Genomic DNA, 21,098 nt, shown 5'->3' with positions numbered 1-21,098 from the left:
TCCAATTGCACTGACCCGCTGTCTACTCTGGTGAACGAATACAGGTGAACGATTACAACGAGCGGAGTATCTGGCTGCGTATGCGCGCCTTGCTTTCACTGAACGATCCGCGTTGGGGTCGGGGCGACGGCAATGGCGACCGGCAACGGCCGAACGATCCGAAGCGTCCGGCACGCGACGGTGAAGGTCCGCCCGACCTCGACGAAATGTGGCGCGATTTCAATCGCCGTCTCTCGCGGATTTTTGGGCGCAAGGGCGGCGGTGTCGGTGGCGGCCGCCCCGACAATGGACGCGGCGCACGTATCGGCGTGGGTATCGTGATCGGCGTGCTGATCGCGATCTATCTCGGCAGCGGCGTGTTCGTCGTGCAGGATGGCCAGGCGGCCGTCGTGCTGCAGTTCGGCCAGTATCGCTATACCGCGGCGCAGGGTGTGCACTGGCGTTTGCCGTATCCGTTCGAGTCTCACGAGTTCGTCAATGTGGGGCAGATCCATCAGGTCGAGATCGGCCGTAGCAATGTGGTGCGTCTCGCGAGCGTGAAGGATGCGTCGATGCTCACGCGCGACGGCGACATCGTCGACGTGCGCTTTGCCGTGCAGTACCAGGTTCGCAAGCCCACCGACTTTCTGTTCCGCAGCGCCGATCCCGATCAGAGCGTGATGCATGCCGCGCAGGCGGCGGTGCGCGGCATCGTCGGTGCGCAAAGCACCAGCGAGATCCTCGATCAGGATCACGAAACATTGAGTCAGAAGTTGATCGCGGCGATCCAGCAGTCGCTCGATCAGTTCCAGTCCGGTCTCGCCGTCACGGGCGTGACGATTCAGAGCGTGCAGGTGCCCGAGCAGGTGCAACCCGCATTCGACGCCGCCGCGAAGGTGCGCGACGAAAACGAACGCGCGAAGCGTGATGCGCAGGCTTATGCGGCCGACCTTCTGCCGCGTGCGAAAACCGACGTCGCGCGTCAGCTCGAGGAAGCCAGAACCTACAGCGAGACCACGGTCGCGCAGGCGCAGGCTGAGGCCGAGCGCTTCAAGCAGGTCTACGCGCAATACGCGAAGGCGCCGGCCGTCGTGCGCTTCCGCCTGTACATGGAAACCATGCAGCAGATCTACGCGAACGCGACCAAGGTATTCGTCGACGCGAAGAACGGCAACAACGTGCTGTATCTGCCGCTCGACAGGCTCGTCGAACTGAACCGCGAGCGCCAGGCCGCGGCGGCGGGCGCCGGCGCTTCGGGCGCCGCTGCCGCGGGCGCGCCGCAAGCGGCGAGCGCGCCGCAAGCGGCGAGCGCGGCCGCAGCATCGGCCCCGCCGGCGGCTGAGACAGGTGCTGCGGCAGCCTCTGCCGCCGAAGCGGCGTCCGGTCCCGCCGCTTCCGCACCTGCGCCGGCGAGCCGGCCGAGCGCCGCGTCGCTGCGTTCGCGCGAAGCGTTCCGCAATCGCATGCGCGAAGAAGACGTTCAATAAGGAGCGCACCAGAATATGAACCGAATCATTGCGCTCGTCGTCGCCGTCGTCATCGTGCTGTTCGCGGCATCGTCGATGGTGTTCGTCGTCGATCAACGGCATATGGCCGTGCTGTCCGCCCGCGGCGACGCAGCGCCCACGCTGCTCGGCCCGGGGTTGCACGTGAAGCTGCCGCCGCCGCTGCAAACGGTCACGCTCGTCGACAATCGCATCCAGTCCCTCGACGCACCCGACGAAGACCATTACGTCACGTCCGACAAAACCGATCTGCTGGTCAATCCGGTCATCAAGTTTCGCGTGACTGATCCACTCAAGTTGATCGCCGAAACGAAGGGGGACCTGCAGAGCCTGCCGGACCGGCTCGCGCTGCTGTCGCGCGGCGCGCTCGGTGACGCGTTCGGCAAGTTCACGCTGTCCGACGCGCTTGCCAAGCAGCAGGCGGTCGCTGAAGAGGCGCGCGGTGCGATGGACAAGGGCGCTGCATCGCTCGGCGTGTCGGTGGTGGACGTGCAGCTCACGCGGGTCGATTTCCCGGCGGCAGTGGCCGACTCGGTATTCAAGCGGATGATTGCCGCGCGCGAGCAGGCCGCGGCCGACGAGCGCGCGAAGGGCGCCGCCGAGGCCAACCAGATCCGCGCGGACGCGCTTGCGCAGCAGCAGGCGGTGCTTGCAGAAGGGCTTGCGCAGGCACAGGGCATTCGCGGCGAAGGCGATGCGAAGGCCGCGGAGATCGCCGCCGAAGCGTTCGGCAAGGACCCGCAGTTCTACCAGTTTTATCAAAGCATGCAGGCGTACCGGAAGACCTTCAAGCCGGGCGATCTGATCGTGGTCGACTCCAGCAGTGAGTTCTTCCGCTTCATGCGTAGCCCGACCGGCGGCGCCGCCCCGGACGCTTCCGCGCCCGCTGCGCGCAAACGCTGATTACCGAAGGCCGCGGCATTCGCATCGCGGCCGCTTCACTCGCATGGACATAGCTGGTTCGTTATTGCTCGCGATCGCGTTGATGCTGATTATCGAGGGGATGTTTCCCTTCGTTTTTCCGAGCGCCTGGCGCGACACGTTCCGTAAAATAGCGGAACGGCCGCCGCATCATATTCGCGTCGGCGGGCTCATCGTGATGTTGCTCGGGCTGATTTTGCTGTTCATCGCGACCTGAAGCGGCCTTCCTTGTCTGACGAACGCCGCGTGCCGGCGCATCTTGCCGCGTGTTTTGCCCGCTCGAGCATGGCGCCGGCTGTCCGGCCAGGGCGCGGCGCGTCGGACGCGCGTCGCAAAACGCGGCGCGCGCGTTTGTACTCACCGCCAGAATCAAGCCGCTGCACGCCATTCACACTCATTCATCGGCGCTTCAAGACGCCGTGTTCAACGCCGTAGGACTGTATCGATGTCGACCTGGTTGCTTCCCGAGAATATTGCCGACGTGCTGCCGTCGGAGGCCCGCAAGATCGAAGAATTGCGGCGTCATTTGCTGGACCGTTTCCGCTCGTACGGCTACGAGATGGTGATGCCGCCGCTGCTCGAATACCTCGAGTCGCTGCTGACTGGCGGCGGTCATGATCTGAATCTGCGCACCTTCAAGCTCGTCGATCAGCTGTCGGGCCGCACGCTCGGTCTGCGCGCCGACATCACGCCGCAGGTCGCGCGTATCGACGCGCATCTGCTGAACCGCCAGGGCGTCACGCGTCTTTGCTATGCGGGCAACGTCGCGCACACGCGGCCGCGCGGCCTGCATGCGACGCGCGAGCAGATCCAGATCGGTGCGGAAATCTACGGCCACGCGGGCCTTGAAGCGGACCTCGAAATCCAGCAGCTGATGCTCGACGCGCTGCGTCTCGCCGGCCTCGCGAAGGTGCGTCTTGACCTGTGTCACGCGGGCGTGCTGGCGGCGCTGATCGAAGCCGAGCCGGCCGCCGAGGAACTCGGCGAGGCGCTCTACGACGCGCTTGCCGGCAAGGACGTGCCGCGCCTCGTCGAGATGACCGCGCAATTCTCGCCGGTGATTCGTGATGCGCTGCGTGCGCTGCCCACGCTGTACGGCGACGCGTCGGTACTCGAAGAGGCCCGCGCGCGTCTGCCGAATTCGCCGGCGATCGCCCGCGCGCTCGACGACCTCGCGTTCCTCGCGAGCCAGGTCGACGGCGCCGAAGTGATGATCGACCTCGCCGATCTGCGCGGCTACGCCTATCACAGCGGCGTGATGTTCTCCGCGTACGTGGACGGCGTGCCGAACGCGGTCGCGCGCGGCGGCCGTTACGACCATGTCGGCCAGGCCTATGGCCGCGCGCGCGCGGCAACCGGCTTTTCGCTGGATCTGCGCGAAGTCGCGCGCATCTCGCCGATCGAAGCGCGCAGCAGCGCGATCCTCGCGCCGTGGCGGCACGACGAAGCGTTGCGCATCGCGGTCGCGGCATTGCGCGATGGCGGTGAAGTGGTGATTCAGGCACTGCCTGGCCACAAGCATGATCTCGATGAATTCGCGTTCGACCGGGTGCTGGTCGAGCGCAATGGCGCGTGGGTAGTCGAACCGCGCGCTTGAGCCGCGCATCCCTCGCAATACTCAACATAACGTGCATACCGTTGAGCGGAAACGGAAAAATTCCGGAGCCTTCCGCGAACCTAGGTAAAATACGTTTTTAACCAGCTTACGAAACAACATGTCTGCCAGCGCAGTGAATGTGAACCCCGGGCGCAACGTCGTCGTCGTGGGTACCCAATGGGGTGATGAGGGCAAGGGCAAGATCGTCGACTGGCTGACGGACCACGCTCAGGGCGTCGTTCGCTTCCAGGGCGGTCACAATGCCGGTCACACGCTAATCATCGGCGGCAAGAAAACCATCTTGCGTCTGATTCCGTCGGGCATCATGCATCCCGGCGTCGCGTGCTATATCGGCAATGGCGTCGTGTTGTCGCCGGAAGCGCTGTTCAAGGAAATCGGCGAACTCGAAGCCGCGGGCATCGACGTCCAGAAACGCCTGTTCATTTCCGAAGCCACCACGCTGATCCTGCCGTATCACATCGCCATCGACCAGGGCCGCGAAGCGCGCCGTGGCGCGAGCAAGATCGGCACGACCGGCCGCGGCATCGGCCCGGCCTATGAGGACAAGGTGGCGCGCCGCGGCCTGCGAGTGCAGGACCTGTTCGATGCGCAAGCCTTCGCCGAGCGTCTGCGCGAAAACCTCGACTATCACAACTTCGTGCTCACGCAATACCTGGGCGTCGCCGCTGTCGACTTCCAGCAAACGCTCGACACGATGCTGAGCTACGCCGACCGTCTGAAGCCGATGGTCACCGACGTGTCACGCCGTCTGTACGACGTCAACGCGAACGGCGGCAATCTGCTGTTCGAAGGCGCGCAGGGCACGCTGCTCGACATCGACCACGGCACCTATCCGTTCGTCACGTCAAGCAACTGCGTCGCGGGTGCCGCGACGGCAGGCGCGGGCGTCGGTCCGCAAAAGCTCAACTACATTCTCGGCATCACCAAGGCGTATTGCACACGCGTCGGTTCGGGCCCGTTCCCGAGCGAGCTGTACGACGCGGACAATGCGTCGCGCCAGGACCCGATCGGCCTTGAACTCGCCACCGTCGGCAAGGAATTCGGCTCGGTCACCGGCCGTCCGCGCCGCACCGGCTGGCTCGACGTCGCGGCGCTGCGCCGCTCGATCCAGATCAACGGCGTGTCGGGTCTGTGCATGACCAAGCTCGACGTGCTCGACGGTCTCGACGAAGTGAAGCTGTGCACCGGCTACACGATCGACGGCCAGAACGTCGATCTGCTGCCGCGCGGCGCGACGGAAGTCGCGCGCTGCGTGCCGGTCTACGAAACGTTCGCGGGCTGGAAGGAAAGCACGGTCGGCATCAAGGAGTGGGACAAGCTGCCCGCTAACGCGCGTGCGTATCTCACGCGCGTGCAGGAAGTCGCGGGCATTCCGATCGACATGGTCTCCACCGGTCCGGATCGCGACGAAACGATTCTGCTGCGTCATCCGTTCAAGGTCTAAGCGATGCAAGGTGTACCGATGATCGCGATGAAAGATCCGCGTAACGACGACAAGAACCTGTGGGTTGGCTGGGACGAATATCACCGGCTGATCGAGGTGCTTGCACTTGCCGTGCACGAATCGGGCTGGAAGTTCGACCAGATCCTGTGCCTCGCGCGCGGCGGTCTGCGCGTCGGCGACCAGCTGTCGCGCATCTATGATCTGCCGCTGGCGATTCTGGCAACGAGCTCGTATCGCGAGGCGGCCGGCACGCAGCAGGGCGAACTCGACATCGCGCAATACATCACGATGACGCGCGGCGAACTGCACGGCAACGTGCTGCTCGTCGACGACCTCGTCGATTCCGGTGTCACGCTTGCGCGCGTGCAGCAGCATCTGAAGGACCGCTATCCGGCGATCACCGCGGTGCGCTCGGCGGTGCTGTGGTACAAGGGCTGCTCGAAGGTTAAGCCCGATTATCACGTGCAGTATCTGCCGACCAACCCGTGGATTCATCAGCCGTTCGAGGAGTGGGACACGGTGCGTCCGCACAACCTCGGTGCGTGGATCAAACGCGGTATCGCGCAGGCCGAGGAGTCGTCGGACAAGTAACGCGAAGCCGTGCGCGTCATGGCGGTATCGCAAAACGGAGCCTGATGGGCTCCGTTTTTTATGCGCGCGCCGCGGCTGTCGCGACACCGGGATCGCGGCAGACGCGTCCATACCGCAGTGCTACACTGCGCGGACATCCACGTGGCGTATCCACAACAAGGCGGGCGGTGCTGGATGGGCAGTTTAGAATAGCGGTCGTTTTTTCCGCCCGGAAACGGATTCCCTCGCGTCCATGACAGATAACAATCACGTACACAAGCAGCCGCTACCCTCCCTTGCGATTGCCGCGATCGGAGTGGTGTTCGGCGATATCGGCACGAGCCCGTTGTACTCGCTGAAGGAAGCGTTCAGCCCGTCGCACGGTATCCCGTTGACCGATCAGTCGATCCTTGGCGTGATCTCGCTGCTGTTCTGGGCGATCGTGATCGTAGTCAGCGTCAAGTACGTGCTGTTCGTGATGCGCGCCGACAACAACGGCGAGGGCGGCGTCCTCGCGCTGATGGCGCTGGCGCTGCGCTCGGTAGATCAGAAGACGAAAATGGCCGGCGTTCTGATGATGCTCGGCATCTTCGGCGCCTGCATGTTTTACGGCGACGCGGTGATCACGCCGGCGATCTCTGTGATCTCGGCGGTCGAAGGTCTTGAGATTGCCGCGCCGCATCTGTCGCATCTGGTGATTCCGCTGACCATCGTGATCCTGATCGTACTGTTCTGGATCCAGCGGCACGGCACGGCCACTGTCGGCCGTCTGTTCGGGCCGATCATGACACTGTGGTTCCTCGTGCTCGCTGCGCTGGGCCTGTGGCACATCATGCAGTCGCCGAATGTCGTCCGTGCGTTCAATCCGTACTACGCGTACACGTTCATGGCCGCGCACGTGTTGCAGGCCTACGTGGTGCTCGGCTCGGTCGTGCTGGTGCTGACCGGTGCCGAAGCGCTGTACGCGGACATGGGGCACTTCGGCGCGCAACCTATCCGCATGGCGTGGTACGTACTCGTGATGCCGTCGCTGGTGCTGAACTACTTTGGCCAGGGCGCGCTGCTGATGCGCGACCCGAAGGCGATCGAAAATCCGTTCTTCCTGCTCGCGCCTGACTGGGCGCTGCTGCCGCTCGTCGTGCTATCGACGGTGGCGACGGTGATCGCGTCGCAGGCGGTGATTTCGGGCGCGTACTCGCTGACGAGCCAGGCGATCCAGCTCGGCTACGTGCCGCGCATGAAGGTGCTGCACACGTCCGAGCTCGCGATCGGACAGATCTATGTGCCAGTCGTGAACTGGATGCTGCTGTTCATCATTCTGTGCATCGTGATTGCGTTCAAGAGCTCCGACAATCTCGCGGCCGCGTACGGTATCGCGGTGACGGCAACGATGGTGATCACGACCATTCTCGCCTGCGTCGTGATGGTGAAAGTGTGGAAGTGGAACAAGCTGCTTGTCGGGCTCATCATCGGCGTGTTCATGGTGGTCGACATGGGCTTTTTCGGCGCGAACCTGCTGAAGGTCGAAGAGGGCGGCTGGTTGCCGCTGTGCATCGGTGGCCTGCTGTTCTTCCTGTTGATGACGTGGTTCAAGGGCAGGATGATCGTGAAGGAACGCACGGCCGCCGACGGCATTCCGCTGATGCCGTTCCTGCAGGGCCTGCTCGCGCATCCGCCGCATCGCGTCTCGGGCACCGCGATCTATCTGACCGGCAGCGACGCACTGGTCCCGGTGAGCCTGCTGCACAATCTGAAGCACAACAAGGTGCTGCACGAGCGCACGATTTTCCTGACCTTCATCACGCGCGACATTCCGTATGTGAAAGATGCCGACCGCGTGACCGTGAAAGACATGGAGGGTGGCCTGTATCTCGTGAAGGCAGCCTACGGCTTTAACGAAACACCCGACGTCAAGGCGGTGCTGCTCGAGGTCGGACGCACGCACGATATGACCTTCGAAATGATGGACACGTCGTTCTTCCTCGCGCGCGAGACGGTGGTGCCGACGCAATTGCCGGGCATGTCGGTGTGGCGCGAGCGTGTGTTCGCGTGGATGCATCAGAATGCCGCGAAGCCGACCGACTTCTTCAGCATCCCGGCTAACCGGGTCGTGGAACTGGGAACGAAGATCGAGATTTGACGGGGTGTGCGGAAGCGCAAACAAAAAGCCCACGCGAATGCGTGGGCTTTTTGTTTATACGCGTGTGTAAGTCGCTTACTTCTGCTTGAGCTTCGCAAACGCGGCCGCCATCGCGCCACCCGGCTCGGGTTCGCGCGAGCGTTGCGGCGCGCCGCGTCCCGCGCCGCCGCGATTGGAGTTGGCCCCCGAGCCGCCGTGCTCCTGCGCTGCGCCGCCGCTGCGCGCGGCCGCCGCGCCGGGTTCGTCGTCGAGACGCATCGTCAGCGCAATGCGCTGGCGCTTCACGTCGACTTCGAGCACCTTGACCTTGACGATCTGACCGGCCTTCACGACCTCGTGCGGGTCCTTGACGAACTTCGTCGACATCGCCGACACGTGCACGAGACCATCCTGATGCACGCCGACATCGATGAACGCGCCGAACGCCGCGACGTTCGTCACGACGCCTTCGAGCACCATGCCCGGGATCAGGTCGCTGACCTTCTCGACACCTTCGCGGAACGTCGCGGTCTTGAACTCGGGACGCGGATCGCGGCCAGGCTTTTCGAGCTCGACCAGAATGTCGCGCACGGTTGGCAGACCGAAACGTTCGTCGACGAATTCGATGGGTGACAGTCCGCGCAACGCGTCGCGATTGCCGAGCACTTCGCCGGCCTGCTTGCTGATCTTCGCGAGGATGCGCTGGACGACCGGATATGCTTCTGGGTGCACCGACGAGCGGTCGAGCGGATTCTCGCCGTTGTTGATGCGCAGGAAGCCGGCTGCCTGCTCGAAGGTCTTGTCACCGAGACGCGGGACCTTGCGCAGATGCTCGCGCGACGGGAACGGCCCGTTCGCATCGCGATAGTCGACGATGTTGCGCGCGAGCGTTGCATTGAGCCCCGACACGCGGGCGAGCAGGGCGACCGACGCCGTGTTCGCATCGACGCCGACCGCGTTTACGCAATCTTCGACGACCGCGTCCAGCGAGCGCGCGAGTTCGCGCTGGTTCACGTCGTGCTGATACTGGCCGACGCCGATCGCCTTCGGCTCGATCTTCACGAGCTCGGCGAGCGGGTCCTGCAGACGGCGCGCAATCGATACCGCGCCGCGCAGCGACACGTCCATGTCGGGGAATTCCTTCGCGGCGAGTTCGGACGCCGAGTACACCGACGCGCCCGCTTCCGACACGACGATCTTCTGCAACTTCAGTTCAGGATGACGCGCGATCAGTTCGCTGGCGAGCTTGTCCGTCTCACGCGATGCGGTGCCGTTGCCGATGCTGATCAGCTCTGCCTGCGTCTGCGCGGCGATTCGCGCAAGCTTCGCGAGCGAGCCGTCCCAGTCGCGGCGTGGTTCGTGCGGGTAGATCGTGTCGGTCGCGAGCACCTTGCCGGTGCGGTCGACCACCGCCACCTTCACGCCGGTGCGTAAGCCCGGATCGAGACCGATCACGGCCTTCGGGCCCGCGGGCGCCGCGAGCAGCAGATCCTTCAGATTGCGCGCGAATACGCGAATCGCTTCGTGTTCGGCTTCGTCGCGCAGGTTGGTCAGCAGCTCGTTTTCGAGGTGCGGCTGCACCTTCACGCGCCAGCACCAGCGGCATACGTCGGAGAGCCACTTGTCGGCGGGGCGGTTCTGATTGGCGATGCCGAAGTGCCGCGCGATCAGCGCTTCGCCCGGATGCGGCACCTGCGCGTCGAGCTCTTCGCCAAGCCCGAGCTTGATCATCAGCACGCCGGCATTGCGGCCGCGGAACAGCGCGAGCGCGCGATGCGACGGCACCGTGCGGATCGTTTCGGCGTAGTCGTAGTAGTCGCGGAACTTCTCTTCTTCCGCGGTTTCCTTGCCTTCCACGACCTTCGACGACACCACGCCCTGGTTGAACAGGTAGTCGCGCAGCTTGCCGAGCAGCTCGGCCGTTTCGCCGAACTGTTCGGAGAGGATGTCGCGCGCGCCGTCGAGCGCGGCCTTCACGTCAGCGACGCCCTTTTCGGCGTCCACGTAGGCGGCGGCTTCGGTTTGCGGATCGAGCAGCGGATTGCCGAGCAAGGCGTCGGCGAGCGGTTGCAAACCGGCTTCGCGCGCGATCTGCGCGCGCGTGCGGCGCTTCGGCTTGTACGGCAGATAGAGGTCTTCCAGCACCTGTTTGCTGTCGGCGCCTTCGATCGCGCTGCGCAGCTCGTCGGTGAGCTTGCCCTGTTCCTCGATGCTCGCGATGATCGCCGCGCGCCGGTCTTCCAGTTCGCGCAGATACAGCAGGCGTTCCTCGAGATTACGCAGTTGCGTGTCGTCGAGATTGCCGGTCACTTCCTTGCGGTAACGGGCGATGAACGGAACGGTCGCGCCTTCGTCGAGAAGTTCCACCGCGGCCGCGACCTGGCGCGGCTGGACGGACAGTTCGGTGGCGATGCGCTGGACGATCTTGAGTGCTACGGTTTCCGTCATAAGGTCTTGGTGTTCCTGCGGACTCAGTGATGGGCCGCGCGCGGGCGGCAAATCGGGACAGGCCGGGCGTGTGCCGCGACCAGGTTGCTAGAGCGGGGCATTTTGCCATAAATGCCAAAGGGCTCAAGCGCGGGGTGTTAGAATTTCGGGCATGTTCCGTGGACCCTCTACGACGTTGCCAATCTCCTTGTCCATCAACCGCCTGGTCACTTCGCTGGCGTCAGGATCGCTGCCGGGTTCGTCTCGGGGCTCGTCTCAATTGCCGCTCGTTTCATCGCGCTTGTTCCGTCGTTCGCTCGTGTCGGTCGCGGTGTCGTGCGTGATCGCTTCGGCGCTCGCCGTGCCGGTGTCGGCGGTGGCGCAGAGCGCGGCGCCCGCGCAAGGCATGGCATCGGGGCCGCAAGCTGCCGCAACCGTCGGCAGCCCCCAAAGCGCGAGTGACGCAGCCGCGCTGGACAAATCGTTCGAGGAGCGGCAACAGGTGCTCAATCAGCGCTCCGACGACAACAACTATCAATACGCGGTCGCGCAGCACAACTGCTACAGCCGCTTCTTCGTCAATCACTGTCTGAACCGCGCGCGCGACGCGATGCGCACCGTGCAGGCGGACATCCGCAAGGAACAGCTCGCGCTCGACGCCGAGCAGCGCGCGCAGCGCGCCCGCGAGCGCGACGAGCGCACCGCATTGCGCCGCGCGCGAAGCGAGGCGGAAGCGCCGCAACGTGCCGCCGAAGACGCGCGCAACGAGCAGGCGTATCAGGAAAAGCAGCGTCAGCATGCGCTCGATCAGGCGCAGCGCGAGGCCGAGGCGCCGCAGCGCGAAGCCAATGCGCAGGCGTATCAGGAAAAGCAGCGCCAGCATGCGCTCGACCAGGCGCAGCGCGGCATTACGCCGGCACAGGCGGCGGCCAATCAGCAGGCTTACGACCAGAAGCAGAGCGATTACCAGCGCAAGCTCGAGGAAGCGCGTCAGCAGGGTGCGCAAAAGGCCGCGGAGCGCCAGCAGAAGCAGGAGAATTTCGAGCGGAAGCAGGCCGACGCCGCGCAGCATAAGCTCGATGTCGAAACGCGTCAGAAGCAGGCCGCCGAGAAGGCCGAGCAGAAGCGTCAGGACGAATTGAAGCAGCAACAACTCGAAGAGCAGCAAAAACAGCAACAAGAGCAACAGTAAATGTGCCGTAGTGGCTGTGCCGTAGCGTGAGCCGTCGCGCTCGTGCCCAGGGCCGCCGTAGTCGCCGTAATGCGTTTTGAGCCGGACAGCAACCTCAGGCATCGGACCGCGCGCACGCGGTTCGTGCCGCCGACCAGAGGAGGCGAGCATGCGCGATCGTCATCACGTCATCGACGCGAACACACTTCGCGACCGCATTCTGCAACTGGAATCGGAGCATAGTGGACTCGACCGCTTGATCGACCGGATGTCGGATGAGCCTGGCATCGACGACTTCGAGTTGCAGCGCCTGAAAAAGCGCAAACTCAAAGTCAAGGACACCATCATCTTGCTGCAATTGCAGCTCGAACCGGACGCGCGCGCCTGAGTTCGCGGCCTGGCAGGCGCCGGGCGCGCAGCGCGCGAGCCGGACTTAGCAGGAACGCTTGCCTTGAATTCACCGCATGACACTTCATCCCGGGCCGCGCCGGGCAACGCATCAGCATCCGGCACGGCCGCGTCGGTGCCGGGTGCGTCGCTGAGTCGGCGCCGCGCGAGCGAGCTCGAAGATATCTTCGCCGACAACGGTCTGCTTGCGAGGCAGATCGACGGCTATCGGCCGCGTGCGTCGCAGATCGAGATGGCGCGCGCGGTTGCCGCGGCGCTGGAAGCGTCGGGCCGCACGATGCCCGAGCCCGCGATGTTCGAGGCACAGAAGCGCCCGGGGCGGCGCTTGCAGCAGACGGGCGCCGATACCGCCTCGGAGTCGAGCGGGAACAGCGCCGAAACTGATGGCGTGGAAGGCGGTGAGAACACGTTGATCGTCGAAGCGGGTACCGGTACCGGCAAGACCTATGCGTACCTCGTGCCGGCCATGCTGTGGGGCGGCAAGGTGATCGTCTCCACCGGCACCAAGCATCTGCAGGATCAGCTGTTCCAGCGCGACATTCCGACCGTGCGCGACGCACTCGCGGTACCGGTGTCGGTCGCGATGCTGAAGGGCCGCGCGAACTACCTGTGCCACTACTACCTGCAACGTACCGCCGACAACGGCCGTCTGCCGTCGCGCCAGGAAACCTCGTATCTGCAGGACATCGTGCGCTTCGCGAAGATCACGCGCACCGGCGACAAGGCCGAACTCGCGAGTGTGCCGGAGACCGCGCAGGTGTGGTCGATGGTCACATCGACGCGCGACAACTGTCTCGGCCAGGAGTGTCCGCATTACAAGGACTGCTTCGTGATGCAGGCGCGCCGCGAAGCGCAGCAGGCCGATATCGTGGTGGTCAATCACCACCTGTTTTTCGCGGACATCATGTTGCGCGATACCGGCATGGCCGAGCTGCTGCCGACCGCGAACACGGTCATCTTCGACGAAGCGCATCAGCTGCCCGAAACCGCTACGCTGTTTTTTGGCGAGACGTTGTCGACCGCGCAGTTTCTCGAACTCGCGCGCGATTCGATCGCCGAGGGCCTCGGCCATGCACGCGATGCGGTCGACTGGGTCAAGCTCGGCGCGACGCTCGAGCGCGCGGCGCGCGACGTGCGCCTCGCGTTCAAGGAAGACACGGTGCGTCTGTCGATCGGCCAGTTGCCCGATGATCACCCGCTGTTCTCCGCGCTGGAGACGCTCGAAGCCGAGCTCGACGCGTTGGCCTCGGCGTTGGCGGGGCAGGCCGAGCGAGCCGAATCGCTCGGCTCTTGTCTGCGTCGCGCGCGCGAGTTGCAGGACGTGCTGGGCGGCTGGACCACGCCGCCGACGAGCGCCGAACGCGACGCGGTAGCCACACGCGACGGTGACGCCAACTCTGAGCGCGCCGATCCGAACGAAAAAGTGCGTTGGGTCGAGGTGTTCTCGCACACGGTACAACTGCACGAAACGCCGCTGTCGGTTGCGCCGATTTTCGCAAAGCAGCGCGCCGGTGTGCCGCGCGCGTGGATCTTCACGTCAGCGACGTTGTCGGTGCGCGGCGACTTCACGCACTATGCCGCGCAGATGGGCCTGAACTCGAAACGCTCGATGACATTGCCGAGCCCGTTCGACTATCCGACGCAAGGGCTCCTCTACGTGCCGCGCAACCTGCCGCAACCCTCATCGCCGACGTTCACCGACGCCGTGTTCGATGCCGCGTTGCCTGCGATCGAAGCATCCGGTGGCGGCGTATTCATGTTGTGCACGACGCTGCGTGCGGTGGACCGCATCTCGATGAAGCTGCGCGATGTGATCGAGGCGCGCGGCTGGGACTATCCGTTGCTCGTGCAGGGCGACGCGAGCCGTACCGAATTGCTCGACCGCTTTCGCGCGTACGGCAATGCGATTCTGGTCGGCAGTCAGAGCTTCTGGGAGGGCGTGGACGTGCGCGGCGACGCGCTGTCGCTGGTGGTCATCGACAAGCTGCCGTTTGCGCCACCGGACGACCCCGTGCTGGCCGCGCGGCTCGATGCACTGACGAAGAAAGGCTTGAGCCCGTTCGCCGTGCACCAGCTGCCGCAGGCCGTGATCACGCTGAAGCAGGGCGCGGGGCGGCTGATTCGTGCGGAGACCGATCGTGGTGTGCTGATGATCTGCGATACGCGTCTCGTCGATAAGCCGTATGGCCGCCGCATCTGGCAGAGTCTGCCGCCGTTCAAACGGACCCGGGAGATCGACGTGGTCCGCGAATTCTTCGAAGAGAACGCAGTGTCGCGAGCAAACACCCGATAAACCGGGTGAGGTTGTACGCTGGAATAAACGCCGCTATAAAAAGCGGCGTTTTGTTTTTCAGGCGACGGGGCCGTTATCGGGGCGTCAACGCGGGAAAAATCGCGCGCCAAAAAAGCAAAACGCCACGGAAATGAATCCGTGGCGTTTTGCCGGACTGCCCGGGAAATCGCGACGATTTCCCGGAGCAGTTTTCGCCCAGAGGCGAACCCTACGCGACAGCTTACTGGCTTGCGCCCGAAGCCGGAGCAGCAGCCGAAGCAGCTGCGTCCGAAGCAGCAGCGCCTGCGTCCGAAGCAGCAGCCGCTGCCGGAGCGGCTTCCGAAGCAGCGGCAGCCGGTGCCGATGCGACTTCGCTCGCAGCAGCAGCCGGTGCCGAAGCAGCAGCTGCATCGCTAGCCGGTGCAGCGGCCTGGTCGCTGCTCTTGTTGCATGCAGCGAGTGCCACAGCTGCCAACAGGGATGCTACGAGGAGGGATTTCTTCATGATCACGTCCTTTTATGGTTTAAAGGTAAGCAACAGCGCAAAATAAAACCGGTAATGTGCTCCAACACCGACCTGGGCCGCTGGTGGAGAAGCTCTTTTGATGAGCTGGAATCTTCCCTACGGCTTGGGCGGAAATTATATGCACTTTCGTACTGACAGTCGATAAATCCGGGGTCAATACGTTGTCTTTCTCATACAAAATTTCACTGTACGGTATAGCACGTGGGCAGAGTTACGCAACCTCGCCCACCTGTATCCAGCCCGCACGATACCACTCGTGTAGCAGTGCTGTCACCGATGAATCGTGTGATAGTGTTACAAAGCGTTTCGCACTCATGCATCGCAGATTTGCGAGATCAAACAGCCATTTTTTCGCGCCACTCCACGTTATTTCTTCTCCATTTACGAAGAAAAAACGACGTTCATACAACAGGTTAGTCTTGCGGTCGAGCCGCAGACCGGCTTTCGACACCGCGCCGGCGAAACGGGCTTCGTTGAGCGGCCGTTGCGGCGGATCAAACACCACACTCGGCTTCGGTTCGCTGAGGTAGGTGCCAAGGAACGACGCAATGTCCTGCTCATTCCACCGCACTTTAGCAAGGATCGCGCCCACCCGTTCGACGAGCGCCGCGGGCAGCTCGGCCGGCCGCTCGACGGCGGCCTGCTGCGGATCGCGATAGAGCGCGCCGGCCTTGCCCGCGGCCTCGCCGCGCTCGGCCAGATGGTAGAGGAACTGCGCGGTCAGCTCGCTCTCGGACGGCGCGCGAAAACCGATCGAACAGGTCATACATTCGCCTTCGGCAATGCCGTCGTGCGCGATGTGCGGCGGCAGGTACAGCATGTCGCCGGGCTCGAGCACCCACTCCTCGTCGGGCTCGAAGTGCTGTAAAACTTTCAAAGGCAAGCCGGGTTGCAATGTCAGATCTTTCTGCGCGCTGATGCGCCAGCGGCGCTTGCCCTTTACTTGCAAAAGAAACACATCGTAGGAATCGAAGTGGGGGCCGACGCCACCGCCGTCGCTCGCATACGAAATCATCAGGTCGTCGAGGCGTGCGTCCGGCACGAAGCGGAAACGGTCGAGCAACGCGCGCGCGCGGTCGGCGTGCAGGTCCACACCCTGCACGAGCAGCGTCCACGCGCGCTGCTTGACCGACGGCAGTTCGTCGGGCGCGAACGGGCCGTGCTCCAGCTGCCATTTGTTGCGGAAGTGCGTGATCAGGCGCGCTTCGACGTCGTCCTGATCGGCGAGCTCGAATAGTTCGTCGCGTGACAGCGGCGCTTCGATGTCGGGAACTGCCTGACGGATCAGCAGTGGCTTCTTCTGCCAGTAGCGGCGCATGAATTCCGACGGGCTCAGATTGCTGAGCAGTACGGTCGGAATGTCGGGCGAGGGCGGAACAACGGGTTGCGTGGCCGGCTTTGCAGCAGACGACGAATTGCGTGCCGAAGCTGCATCGGCCGGGAGGTGGTTGGGCCGCCTGGGCATCGTATAATGTGAGTTGTATTCTGGAGAGTCGAATGAAAATCGCAAAGAACACCGTCGTGTCGGTCGCCTACAAGCTATCGGATGCGCAGGGCAATCTGATTGAGGAAAGCGAAGAGCCGATGGTCTATCTGCACGGCGGCTATGATGGCACGTTCCCCAAGATCGAGGAAGAGCTCGACGGCCACGAAGCCGGCTTCGAGACCCAGATCCAGCTCGAACCGCAAGACGCGTTCGGCGAGTACGATCCCGAGCTCGTGAAGATCGAGCCGCGCGATCGCTTCCCGGAACCGCTGGAAGTCGGCATGCAGTTCGAAGGCACACCCGAAGATGGCGACGAGGAAATCGATTCGCTGGTGTACGTGGTGACCGACGTCGCGGAAGACAAGGTCGTGCTCGATGGCAATCATCCGCTCGCCGGCATGGCGCTGCGTTTCGCGTTGACCGTGAAGGACGTGCGTCCTGCTACCGAAGACGAAATCGAACACGAGCACGCGCACGGCGCGGACGGCCTCGAAGTCCTTGACGACGATGAAGACGAGGACGACGAAGACAGCTCAAAACCGACCCTGCACTGAGCTTGCAGGCATGCGCGGTGTCGTCGCGGGGGCAGGCGGCACCGATGCCGGCAAGGCTGGCGACGCTGGCAGTATCGACCCCGGCGGCATCGAAATCGCGGGCCCGTAGTCGCCACCACCCTGGTCGGACGGGATGTGCGGCTGCTGGTCCGGCGACTCTCCGGGCGTCTGCAATACCGGCGGCAATTCCGAAGCCGGCCCGAACCCTTCCACATTCGGCATCTCCGGCGCACCCGGCATCGACGCGCCGGATTCCTCGCGCGGCGAGGCGGGCGGCAAGACCGGCGGCGTGGTCGGAAGGGGCATCTGCTTCGGCACGTCGCGCACGCTGACCTTGAACGGCGTCCTCCTGCCGAAATCCGCTTCAATCTGAATCCACTGGTTATGACGATCACGCGGCGCAAGTGCAATGCGCGTGAGATTCGTCACGACCATTCCCTTGTCGTTGCGTAGCGGCTGGTCGATGACAAAACCGCCCGAAGCGCGTTCGTCGTCGGCATGAATGACGACTACGGGTCCGGGGAAAATCTGCGCGAGCTTGACGAGACTGCGCTTGAATTCGAGAAAGCCGTCACGGCGCGAGCTGTGTGCGAAGTGCAGCCATGCGAACCGTTCGGGCCGCTCGTAACGCTCGGGGTCGAAGTCGCCTTGAATGAACACGACGATCGCGCGGGCGTCGCGGCGCTTCGCATATTCGCCCGCGTGCTCGAGCCAGAATGCGTTGGCGATCACACGATCTTCGAACTCACCGTTGCGGCCGCCCGCGCTCAGGTAGTGATTGTTCGGACCCGGCGCATTCAGGCCGATGAAGACGATGTTGCCGGCTTTGTCGTTCGCTTTATCGTTCGCTTTGTCGTTCACCACCCAGCGCACGTTTTCGCGGAACGGTCGAAAGCGCGACACCTCGCTTTCGCGCGTCAGCGCGATCGGGTTCTGCCCCATCGATGTCGGATCGGCGAACATTGTTTGCCGCATCTGGTCGAGCCGCTCGACCGGATCGAAGCCGCCGGCTTCGGCCGTGCCGCAATCGACCCAGTCATGCTGGCCGGGGATAAAGAAGAGGGCCGCGCGCGAGCTGTCGAGCAGCGCGTGGCGGCGCTCGAACACCGCATCGCGGCATACCTCCTTCGGCCCCTTCAGATTGCCGTTGTAGACGATGAAGCGCACATCGCGCTCGCGCCCGATCGCCTCGAGCAGCCGTTGCGTGGCCGCTTCGTCGGCGGGGCTGTGCATCGTGTCGGAGATCACCGCGAACGCGAAGCGCGAGGTTTCGGCGTGCGCTGGCGCAGTCCACCCGCACACTGCCGCGAGCACAACGATGCCGCCCGTTGACGCGAGCACGTCGCGCAGCGCCGCGCGAATCCCGCGCGGGTGCAGCTGGCGCCTCGGGGTGTCAGTGGTCCGCATCCGGCGCGACGGCCAGTTCATGCAATTCGTACAGCAGATCGAGCGCTTCGCGCGGCCGCAGATCATTCGGGTCGATGCCGCGAAGGCGCGCGACGAGTGTCTGCATCGCGGGTGACGCTGATGTCGCGCTGGAATCGGCATCGTTGTCGTCGTCTGCGTCTTCGACGAGCATCGGTGACGGCGCGGCAAACAGATCGAGCTGCGGCGCGGGCTGCGCGGCCGATTGCTGCTCCAGATGCGCGAGATGCTTGCGCGCCGCGCGGATCACCGCGTTCGGCACGCCGGCGAGCTGCGCGACCTGCAGGCCGTAGCTCTGATTGGCTGGCCCTTCGTTGACCGCGTGCAGGAACACGATGCCGTGCCCATGCTCGACCGCCGACAGATGCACGTTGGCCGCGTGCGGAAACTCCGCGGGCAGTTGCGTCAGCTCGAAGTAGTGCGTCGCGAACAGCGTGTAGCAGCCGTTGTGCGCGAGCAGATGCCGCGCGATCGCCCACGCGAGTGCGAGGCCGTCGAACGTCGACGTGCCGCGGCCGATCTCGTCCATCAGCACGAGGCTTTGCGGTGTCGCGTCGTTGAGGATGGCGGCCGCTTCGGTCATCTCGACCATGAAGGTCGAGCGGCCGCCGGCGAGGTCGTCGGCCGCGCCGATGCGCGTGAAGATGCGGTCGATCGGTCCGAAGGTCGCGCGCCGCGCCGGCACGTAGCTGCCCACGTACGCGAGCAGTGCGATCAGCGCGGTCTGGCGCATGAAGGTCGACTTACCGCCCATGTTCGGGCCGGTGATCAGCAGCAGCTTGCGCTCGGTCGCGAGCGTGCAGTCGTTGGCGATGAACTGCTCGACCTGCGCCTCGACGACCGGATGTCGGCCCTGCTCGATGTCGATGCCCGCGTTGGCCGAGAACGTCGGTGCGACCCAGTCGAGCGCGCGGGCGCGTTCGCCGAACGCGGCGAGCAGATCGAGTTCGGCGAGCGCGAGCGCAACGCGCTGACAGTCGGGAATGAACGGCAGCAACGATTGCAGCAATGCGTCGTACAGCCCGCGTTCGCGAGCGAGTGCGCGTTCCTGCGCAGACAGCGCCTTGTCCTCGAAAGTCTTCAGCTCGGGTGTGATGTAGCGCTCGGCGTTCTTCAGCGTTTGCCGCCGGCGATAGTCGTCGGGCACCTTGTCGGTCTGGCCGCGCGTGACTTCGATATAGAAGCCGTGCACCTTGTTGTACTCGACGCGCAGATTGTTGATGCCGGTGCGCGCGCGTTCGCGTGCTTCGAGATCGATCAGGAACTGCCCGCAGTTCTCAGAAATATCACGCAGCTCGTCGAGTTCGGCGTCGTATCCACGCGCGATGACGCCGCCGTCGCGCACCATCGCGGCCGGCTCCTGCGCGACCGCGCGAATGAGCAGTTCGACGCACGCTTGCGGCGGTTCGAGCGCCGCGTCGATGCGCGCGAGCGAATCCGCGTTCGATGCCACCGCCGCGAGCTGCGCGCGCAACGCAGGCAGCGCGATGAAGGTATCTCGCAGGCTCGACAGGTCGCGCGGCCGCGCCGACAGCAGCGCGAGACGTCCGGTGATCCGTTCGATGTCCGAAATCTGCCGCAACGCGCTGCGCAACGTATCGAGATCGGCGCCCGGCGGCGCGTCGAGCAACGCACCGATCGCCTGCTGACGCGCCTGCGCGAGCGCCGAATCGCGCGGCGGATGATGCAGCCAGTGGCGCAGCAGGCGGCTACCCATCGTCGTGCAGCAGGTGTCGAGCAGCGAGCACAGGGTCGGCGATTCGGTGCCGCGCAGCGTCTCCGTAAGTTCGAGATTACGGCGCGTGGCCGGGTCGAGACCGATGTATTCGGATTCGTGTTCGACCTTCAGGCTGCGCACGTGACGCAACTGCTGGCCCTGCGTGGACGCCGCGTACAGCAGCAACGCGCCGGCCGCGCCGCATGCGCAACCGAGCGAATGCGCGCCGAAGCCATCGAGGCTCGCGACTTCGAGCTGATCGCACAGGCGCTTCGTGCCCGACGTAATATCGAAGTGCCAGGCGGGCACGCGCTTGAGCGCGCCGGCGTTGACGGGGGGTGCCCAACTGGCCGAATCGACGGTGGCATCGGCGACCAGAATTTCCGCGGGGCGGATGCGCTCCAGTGCGGCAGCGACCTGATCGGGCGCGACTTCGGCAAGGCGCAGCGCGCCGCTCGCGAGGTTGAGCCACGCGAGACCGACGCTCGTCGCGACACCGCGGCGATTGTGCGCGACGCACAGCGCGAGCAGATAGACGTCGCTCTTGTCGGACAGCAGCGCGGCGTCGGTCAGCGTGCCCGGCGTGACCACGCGCATGACCTTGCGCTCGACCGGGCCTTTCGACGTGGCCGGGTCGCCGATCTGTTCGCAAATCGCAACGGATTCGCCGAGCTTCACGAGCTTGGCCAGATACTGCTCGACCGAGTGATGCGGCACCCCGGCCATCTTGATCGGATTGCCCGCCGACGCGCCGCGCTGCGTGAGCGTCAGGTCGAGCAGGCGCGCGGCTTTCTCCGCGTCGTCGAAAAAGAGTTCGTAGAAGTCGCCCATCCGGTAGAACACCAGCGTGCCCGGATGCTCCGCCTTGATGCGCAGGTACTGCTGCATCATCGGCGTGTGTTGTGCGACGTCGTTGGCCGCTGCGGTTTGAATGCCCATCCTTCGTGTCTTCTTGC

General features: G+C 64.4%; 16 protein-coding genes. 11 read left to right on the top strand and 5 right to left on the bottom strand.

Features of this window, described 5'->3' with window-relative positions; all coding sequences use genetic code 11:
- Window positions 1-44 precede the first annotated feature (44 nt).
- The 7 genes from hflK (at window position 45) to L0U81_RS09525 (ending at window position 8,177) form a co-directional block, all read left to right on the top strand.
- A complete protein-coding gene (gene hflK / locus L0U81_RS09555) occupies window positions 45-1,466 on the top strand; it encodes an FtsH protease activity modulator HflK (RefSeq protein ID WP_233802056.1) in 1,422 nt (473 codons plus the stop codon).
- A gap of 15 nt (window positions 1,467-1,481) precedes the next feature.
- Complete coding sequence (gene hflC, locus L0U81_RS09550; protein ID WP_233802054.1) at window positions 1,482-2,387, top strand: protease modulator HflC; 906 nt, start codon at window positions 1,482-1,484, stop codon at window positions 2,385-2,387.
- A gap of 43 nt (window positions 2,388-2,430) precedes the next feature.
- The gene (locus tag L0U81_RS09545; RefSeq protein WP_233802052.1) at window positions 2,431-2,622 is read left to right on the top strand and encodes a DUF2065 domain-containing protein; all 192 of its coding nucleotides are present in this window, start codon (window positions 2,431-2,433) and stop codon (window positions 2,620-2,622) included.
- A 228-nt stretch (window positions 2,623-2,850) separates the two neighbouring features.
- Window positions 2,851-4,002 carry an ATP phosphoribosyltransferase regulatory subunit gene (locus L0U81_RS09540; RefSeq protein ID WP_233802050.1) on the top strand — a complete coding sequence of 384 codons (1,152 nt, stop codon included), beginning with the start codon at window positions 2,851-2,853 and terminating at the stop codon, window positions 4,000-4,002.
- Between the two features lie 118 nt (window positions 4,003-4,120).
- Window positions 4,121-5,467, top strand: a complete 1,347-nt coding sequence (locus L0U81_RS09535; protein WP_233802048.1) for an adenylosuccinate synthase — start codon at window positions 4,121-4,123, stop codon at window positions 5,465-5,467.
- A gap of 18 nt (window positions 5,468-5,485) precedes the next feature.
- Complete coding sequence (locus tag L0U81_RS09530) at window positions 5,486-6,058, top strand: phosphoribosyltransferase (protein WP_233802046.1); 573 nt, start codon at window positions 5,486-5,488, stop codon at window positions 6,056-6,058.
- 232 nt (window positions 6,059-6,290) lie between these two features.
- The gene (locus L0U81_RS09525) at window positions 6,291-8,177 is read left to right on the top strand and encodes a potassium transporter Kup (protein WP_233802045.1); all 1,887 of its coding nucleotides are present in this window, start codon (window positions 6,291-6,293) and stop codon (window positions 8,175-8,177) included.
- Between the two features lie 75 nt (window positions 8,178-8,252).
- On the opposite strand, the gene L0U81_RS09520 is transcribed toward L0U81_RS09525, so the two are convergent.
- Window positions 8,253-10,604 carry a Tex family protein gene (locus L0U81_RS09520; RefSeq protein ID WP_233802044.1) on the bottom strand — a complete coding sequence of 784 codons (2,352 nt, stop codon included), beginning with the start codon at window positions 10,602-10,604 and terminating at the stop codon, window positions 8,253-8,255.
- 319 nt (window positions 10,605-10,923) lie between these two features.
- Between L0U81_RS09520 and L0U81_RS09515 the strand changes: the two genes are divergently transcribed.
- The 3 genes from L0U81_RS09515 to L0U81_RS09505 all read left to right on the top strand — a co-directional run bounded on the left by L0U81_RS09515 (window position 10,924) and on the right by L0U81_RS09505 (window position 14,455).
- Window positions 10,924-11,775 carry a hypothetical protein gene (locus L0U81_RS09515; protein ID WP_442793418.1) on the top strand — a complete coding sequence of 284 codons (852 nt, stop codon included), beginning with the start codon at window positions 10,924-10,926 and terminating at the stop codon, window positions 11,773-11,775.
- 148 nt (window positions 11,776-11,923) lie between these two features.
- Window positions 11,924-12,142, top strand: coding sequence for a DUF465 domain-containing protein (locus L0U81_RS09510; RefSeq protein WP_013089766.1), 219 nt, complete (start codon window positions 11,924-11,926; stop codon window positions 12,140-12,142).
- A 63-nt stretch (window positions 12,143-12,205) separates the two neighbouring features.
- On the top strand, window positions 12,206-14,455 hold the full coding sequence (locus L0U81_RS09505; protein ID WP_233802042.1) for an ATP-dependent DNA helicase: 2,250 nt from the start codon (window positions 12,206-12,208) through the stop codon (window positions 14,453-14,455).
- Window positions 14,456-14,675: 220 nt separating this feature from the next.
- On the opposite strand, the gene L0U81_RS33815 is transcribed toward L0U81_RS09505, so the two are convergent.
- A complete protein-coding gene (locus L0U81_RS33815; RefSeq protein WP_442793399.1) occupies window positions 14,676-14,939 on the bottom strand; it encodes a hypothetical protein in 264 nt (87 codons plus the stop codon).
- 232 nt (window positions 14,940-15,171) lie between these two features.
- Window positions 15,172-16,425, bottom strand: coding sequence for a cupin domain-containing protein (locus L0U81_RS09495; RefSeq protein WP_233802038.1), 1,254 nt, complete (start codon window positions 16,423-16,425; stop codon window positions 15,172-15,174).
- A 32-nt stretch (window positions 16,426-16,457) separates the two neighbouring features.
- Here L0U81_RS09495 and L0U81_RS09490 point away from each other — a divergent pair, with 32 nt between their 5' ends.
- A complete protein-coding gene (locus L0U81_RS09490) occupies window positions 16,458-17,000 on the top strand; it encodes an FKBP-type peptidyl-prolyl cis-trans isomerase (RefSeq protein WP_233802036.1) in 543 nt (180 codons plus the stop codon).
- Here the strand turns inward: L0U81_RS09490 and L0U81_RS09485 are convergent.
- Window positions 16,980-18,428, bottom strand: coding sequence for a metallophosphoesterase (locus L0U81_RS09485; protein WP_233802034.1), 1,449 nt, complete (start codon window positions 18,426-18,428; stop codon window positions 16,980-16,982). The two genes, L0U81_RS09490 and L0U81_RS09485, sit on opposite strands and share 21 nt — an antisense overlap.
- The gene (mutS, locus tag L0U81_RS09480) at window positions 18,394-21,081 is read right to left on the bottom strand and encodes a DNA mismatch repair protein MutS (protein WP_233802032.1); all 2,688 of its coding nucleotides are present in this window, start codon (window positions 21,079-21,081) and stop codon (window positions 18,394-18,396) included. The genes L0U81_RS09485 and mutS overlap by 35 nt, the downstream gene beginning before the upstream one ends.
- Window positions 21,082-21,098: the final 17 nt, after the last annotated feature.

It is taken from the genome of Paraburkholderia sp. HP33-1 (assembly GCF_021390595.1).
Lineage (GTDB): Bacteria > Pseudomonadota > Gammaproteobacteria > Burkholderiales > Burkholderiaceae > Paraburkholderia.
The sequence above is the reverse complement of the archived record's forward strand: the minus strand, read 5'-3'. Positions and strand labels throughout refer to the sequence as shown.

Coding starts and splice junctions, on each gene's coding strand:
- L0U81_RS09490 (WP_233802036.1), top strand. CDS start 16,458: ATGAAAATCGCAAAGAACACCGTCGTGTCGGTCGCCTACAAGCTATCG.
- L0U81_RS33815 (WP_442793399.1), bottom strand. CDS start 14,939: ATGAAGAAATCCCTCCTCGTAGCATCCCTGTTGGCAGCTGTGGCACTC.
- hflC (WP_233802054.1), top strand. CDS start 1,482: ATGAACCGAATCATTGCGCTCGTCGTCGCCGTCGTCATCGTGCTGTTC.
- L0U81_RS09530 (WP_233802046.1), top strand. CDS start 5,486: ATGATCGCGATGAAAGATCCGCGTAACGACGACAAGAACCTGTGGGTT.
- L0U81_RS09540 (WP_233802050.1), top strand. CDS start 2,851: ATGTCGACCTGGTTGCTTCCCGAGAATATTGCCGACGTGCTGCCGTCG.
- L0U81_RS09545 (WP_233802052.1), top strand. CDS start 2,431: ATGGACATAGCTGGTTCGTTATTGCTCGCGATCGCGTTGATGCTGATT.
- mutS (WP_233802032.1), bottom strand. CDS start 21,081: ATGGGCATTCAAACCGCAGCGGCCAACGACGTCGCACAACACACGCCG.
- L0U81_RS09485 (WP_233802034.1), bottom strand. CDS start 18,428: ATGAACTGGCCGTCGCGCCGGATGCGGACCACTGACACCCCGAGGCGC.
- L0U81_RS09495 (WP_233802038.1), bottom strand. CDS start 16,425: ATGCCCAGGCGGCCCAACCACCTCCCGGCCGATGCAGCTTCGGCACGC.
- L0U81_RS09510 (WP_013089766.1), top strand. CDS start 11,924: ATGCGCGATCGTCATCACGTCATCGACGCGAACACACTTCGCGACCGC.
- L0U81_RS09525 (WP_233802045.1), top strand. CDS start 6,291: ATGACAGATAACAATCACGTACACAAGCAGCCGCTACCCTCCCTTGCG.
- L0U81_RS09520 (WP_233802044.1), bottom strand. CDS start 10,604: ATGACGGAAACCGTAGCACTCAAGATCGTCCAGCGCATCGCCACCGAA.
- L0U81_RS09535 (WP_233802048.1), top strand. CDS start 4,121: ATGTCTGCCAGCGCAGTGAATGTGAACCCCGGGCGCAACGTCGTCGTC.